4 protein-coding genes and 1 pseudogene are annotated in these 4,707 nt (G+C 36.8%); 1 reads left to right on the forward strand and 4 read right to left on the reverse strand.

The window, feature by feature from the left end; genetic code table 11:
• The 4 genes from AC22ZQ_RS12495 to AC22ZQ_RS12510 form a co-directional block, all read right to left on the reverse strand.
• On the reverse strand, positions 1-932 hold a 932-nt coding region (locus AC22ZQ_RS12495; RefSeq protein ID WP_318959102.1), incomplete at its 3' end, for a DUF4369 domain-containing protein.
• 101 nt (positions 933-1,033) lie between these two features.
• Positions 1,034-2,209, reverse strand: coding sequence for an ABC transporter permease family protein (locus AC22ZQ_RS12500; RefSeq protein WP_318959103.1), 1,176 nt, complete (start codon positions 2,207-2,209; stop codon positions 1,034-1,036).
• Positions 2,210-2,212: 3 nt separating this feature from the next.
• The gene (locus AC22ZQ_RS12505) at positions 2,213-2,854 is read right to left on the reverse strand and encodes an ATP-binding cassette domain-containing protein (RefSeq protein ID WP_318959104.1); all 642 of its coding nucleotides are present in this window, start codon (positions 2,852-2,854) and stop codon (positions 2,213-2,215) included.
• 55 nt (positions 2,855-2,909) lie between these two features.
• Complete coding sequence (locus AC22ZQ_RS12510) at positions 2,910-4,400, reverse strand: dihydrolipoyl dehydrogenase family protein (protein ID WP_318959105.1); 1,491 nt, start codon at positions 4,398-4,400, stop codon at positions 2,910-2,912.
• 84 nt (positions 4,401-4,484) lie between these two features.
• On the opposite strand from AC22ZQ_RS12510, the pseudogene AC22ZQ_RS12515 reads away from it, so the two are divergent.
• Positions 4,485-4,707: pseudogene (locus AC22ZQ_RS12515) on the forward strand (hypothetical protein); the annotation flags it as partial.

Genomic DNA, 4,707 nt, shown 5'->3' on the forward strand with positions numbered 1-4,707 from the left:
CAGTATGCCAAGTGTTCACCTTTTTCATTTTGTGGACACCAGTAATTCAAAATCATGTGGTGGTAACCTTTGTCCATCCCCATTACTTTAGAACGTTGAAAGTGTAAAGTCGTTCTAAATACCAATAATTTGTACATCGTAGAAGATGGATCTACTTGTTGGATGAAAGGAGTCATGTATTTCACAATGGTATCAGGGTTTTGAACCATGTGTTTTTTAGAAAAGAAGTATTCAATTTTCGATTGAATTAGAGGAACTCTTGCTAATCTATCATCTGTAAGATCAACATTGTCGAAAAAGTGCTCCAATTCATAATAATACGTGAAGTTTGGATTGATAGGATTTCCTTCTTCGTCTTTTGGCGCCTCAGGAATATTAATGTCCATCGCCATTTTAATGATTTTAGAAACCAATAAATTGCTATGGTTATCTACGATACTTTGTTGGTAAGCAACAACTTCTTGTGTGATAGCATCTTGTTGTTCTGTAATTGCATTTTTACCGGCTTCATCATCTGCGGCTAAAGTCTTTAATTGCGTGCTCAATGCATTCGCTTCAGTTCTTTTTTGACTAAAGAATTTTTGGTAGTCGTAGAATACTTTGTTTTCCTCAGACTCCTTAATCTTCATCGTTTCAGATAAGTTACTTGTACCTGCTTCTATATGAACATTTTCGTTGTTGTATATAAAGTCGAAGTATCTAGCTCCCTTAATAGAGAAGGTATACATTCCTGGTTCCTGCTTGCTACCATCAAAGCTAAAAGCTCCGTTTTTAACTTGAGCAGTATCTGCGTAATACATACTTGAACCTTCGTAACGAACCAGGTAAACAGTCGTGTCTTCAATACCAGTTATTTTAAACTTCATTGTTTGTGCCTGTCCCGGAAGTATGTACGCCGTTAATAAGGTAAGAATTAGCAATAATCTTTTCATGTTCTAGTTTTTGAATATTTTGAAGTTACAGTTAAGACGCGCCAAAATAAGAAAGGGATATAATTTTAACACAATTTTAACGAAATAATACAACTTGTTTGTCATTGAGTTTTCTCTATCACTTTTTTAGCATTCAAATGGTTGAATAAACTATACAAGCTAAAGACCCCAAGTACGGCCAAGATACTTTGCCATGTATAGGTGTGATCAATTAAAATTCCTCCTTTTTCAAAGAGTGCGTCAATAAATAGTTTGGCCAATGCAAAAACGGCAATACTACTAAGGGTAATCAGTGCGAACACCTTTACAAAGTAGTTGCTTATTCTTTTAGTAATCAATGCCGGAGAGTATCCTATATGTAATAAAGTGGTTATCTCATATTTGTTTTTAGCCATCAGCAGTTGAGCGTATTGTAGTAGTACTAAAATGGATAAAAAGATAGTAAGTATACTGATGAAGAATAAGATGCTGAACAAAGTACCTGCTATACTTTTTAGTTTCCCAATTAACACAGAGCTTTCTTTAGGTTCTAAATGGTTTGCTTCCATGTATTTTTCAAATTCACCGAAACGACCTTCTTTAATGGCTGTCATCAAGTGAGTAACCTTTGCAGGTACTGTACTTGGGAAGTTTTTATTCCCGTATTCCATAAAGGCAGTAGGTACTAAAATGGCACTCATTTCATTGGTGAAACCTATAATCTTTACAGCAAATTTTTCCTTGCGATTTTCATTGGATACGGTAAACTTAAATTTTACACGCTTTGCTAATTCATCAGAAACCTGGGGAATTCCTTTCGCAGAAGCAAAAGTATTCATCATTACTAAGAATTCTCGCGGCATGATAACAGGTATAAAATCATCTCCCGGCTGCCATTGCCAGCTCGCATCATCTACTTTTAAAAAATTGTGATCTACTGTTTGTACAAAAATATCCGTACTGAAGTAGGGGATTAAGTCACTGTCGGTTTTAATAGAAATGTCAAAACTATTGTTCAATATGGGAGAAACGCTTTCCACGAAGTCTTTATCTTCCAAATGTTTAATTTCTACTTTTCCAAAATCTGTTTTCCCTAAGGCTAAAGAGTTATAGTTACTCACTTTTTTTTGTACGATAAGCGTATTGCTTCCTAAGATTTCCTCATCCTCTCCAAATTCGTTCACCCTAATAAGGTAATGGAAGGAGGTGATTAAGAAGGTAAATCCTAAAAAAGCTCCTAAAAAGGCTAAGATTAACTGTAACCTCGATTGATTTTTAAATAATATCTGGTTCAACATAGCTTACAGTTTTAATTCTACTTGATAATCGTACCCGTAAAAATCACCCAATGTGGTTAAGATAAAACCTGCTTTTTCTTGGTGGCAAACGCGGTCAATTAACGCTAAGCTCTTACGCGCATTTTCGGCGTCGAGGTGACTAAAAGGTTCATCTAAAATAATCCAATCAAAAGGTTGACATAGCGCGCGGATAATAGCAACACGTTGTTGTTGCCCTAAAGATAGATTGGCACATCTTTCGTTTGTTTTATGGCCAATTTCAAGTTCATCCAACATGTCTTGAAGCTCTTGTGGGCTATATTTATGATTGAGTTGGTTTTTAATTTCAAGATTTTCCATCACCGTAAGTTCTGGAAACAGTTGTAAGTCTTGATAAACCACCGCGATTTTTGAACTGCGATACTCGGCCCATTCCTCCTTGGTTAAATCTTTTAAAGTAACCTCACCGAAACGGATGTTACCTGTATAATTATCTCTTATACCCAGAAGGGTAGTGGTGAAGGTTGTTTTTCCTTTTCCAGATGAAGCATTAAGTACAACTTTACTTTGAGCTTCTAACTGAAAACTATTTCCCCAAATACTCTCAGCGCTGTGTTCAACATCGGCCAAGTGCTGGGGCATTACATTATTGAAGCTTATTTTCATCTTTGATTTTTAAACTTGAGTTTCAAATACCATTCCACTCAAGTAGTATTCTGGTTTACAGTCTCTCTAAGGGAGTTTTAACTCCGTCAACCAAACTGTAACACGCCAGTTTATCCTTGAATACCGAACTTTTAAAGATGGATTTATTTAGCAGCATACGCACACACTCCTGAATTCCCTCAACAATAGAAGGGTGAGGGTGTACCAATTCTGCCAACACTTCTATTCCTTGATTCATTTGAATTAATAGTCCAACAGCTTGTATTGCAGTTGAGGCATGTTCTCCAACTGCGCGCATTCCTAATATTTTCATTTCATCATCGTTGGTAACAATGATTTTAAAGAAACCTTGGGTTTTACGCATGGCAATAGCTCTTGCAATAACGCTGTAGTCTATTTTTACCACCTTAACGGGAATGTTCTTTTCTATACATTCTTTTTCATTTACACCTACTGCAGCCACTTCGGGGTTTAAGAACATGATGGTACAAACGTTGTCGTAACTGATCGGTTTTTTTACCTCTCCAAAAATTCTTTCTACCGCATGACGAGCTTCAATTTCTCCCATATTCACCAAAGCAATCCTTCCAGATAAATCTCCTACGGCATAGATGTTTGGGATGTTAGTTTGGGTGTCGTTGTCTCCAATATGAACACCACGTTTAGACATCTCAACACCGGCATTTTCGATGCAAAGTCCTTGGATATTCGGTGTTCTACCTACAGAAAGTAAAGCTTTTTCAACTTGAATAGTTTCTTTACTTCCATCAGGATAAGATAATTCGTATTCAACTTTTCCTCCTATGTTTTCTAAGCGTTCTAATTGCGCCTCATGGTGAATGGTTACCCCTCTCTTCTCTAAGTTGCTTGCCACCAAGTTCGAAATGTCTTCATCCTCAAAAGGAAGAATTCTATCCTGTCTATCAATCAGGTAAACCTTAGTTCTTCCAAAATTGGCGAAAATGGTAGCGTATTCACAACCAATTACCCCGGCACCGACGATTACGATACTTTCAGGGAAATCTTTGATGTCATCTATTCCATCTGAGGTAAGGATTACATCTTCATCCACGTTCATGTTTGGGAGTTTCCTTGGAGAACTTCCAGTGGCAAGAATTATATTTTCACCCCAAATGGTCTTTTTAAAGCCTTCATGATCGATTTCAACCTCATTTTTATTCAGCAGTTTTCCATGACCACGTTCGTAATGGAACGACTGATTCATGGATTCTGTTTGAAGTAATTTGATGTGACAGCTGTATTGAAATTTACGTTCGAAAACCGCTTCGTCTAAGGTTTTTTTAATTTCCTTCCAAGAAGGTTCAAACGGTTCTCTTCCAAACGAATATATGGTTTCGTTTACGTTTCGGACACGTTGTGAGAGTTCCCACAAAGTCTTGGAAGAAAGCGCACCGTTGTATACACCGGCACCACCCACTCGTTTTTTTTCAATTAAACAAACTGATCGTCCAAAATCTATAGCCCGCATGGCCGCTGCATATCCAGCTGGACCACCACCAATTACTATTAGGTCAAATTTTTCCATAATGCTTCGTTGCATTAAATATAGTAAGTGATTTTAGATTTTGAATTCTATCTTTCAATTAATCTTTATAAATAGGGAGATTTGATGGGGGAAGCTCTATCTTTGTTTTTAGTTATGGCAATGAACGAAGAATTCAAAGAAGACCTTATTGAGGCAAAGAAAAAACATCCTGATTACGTAAAATTGGTGCGTAAACTAAAAAAGATGAAGCCCAAGAAATTGGACAATTTAATCAATGAGGAGCACGATAAGCAATTCGAAAATATAGATTGTTTAGATTGCGGGAATTGCTGTGCAACCACAAGTC

This window comes from Lishizhenia sp. (genome assembly GCF_057456495.1).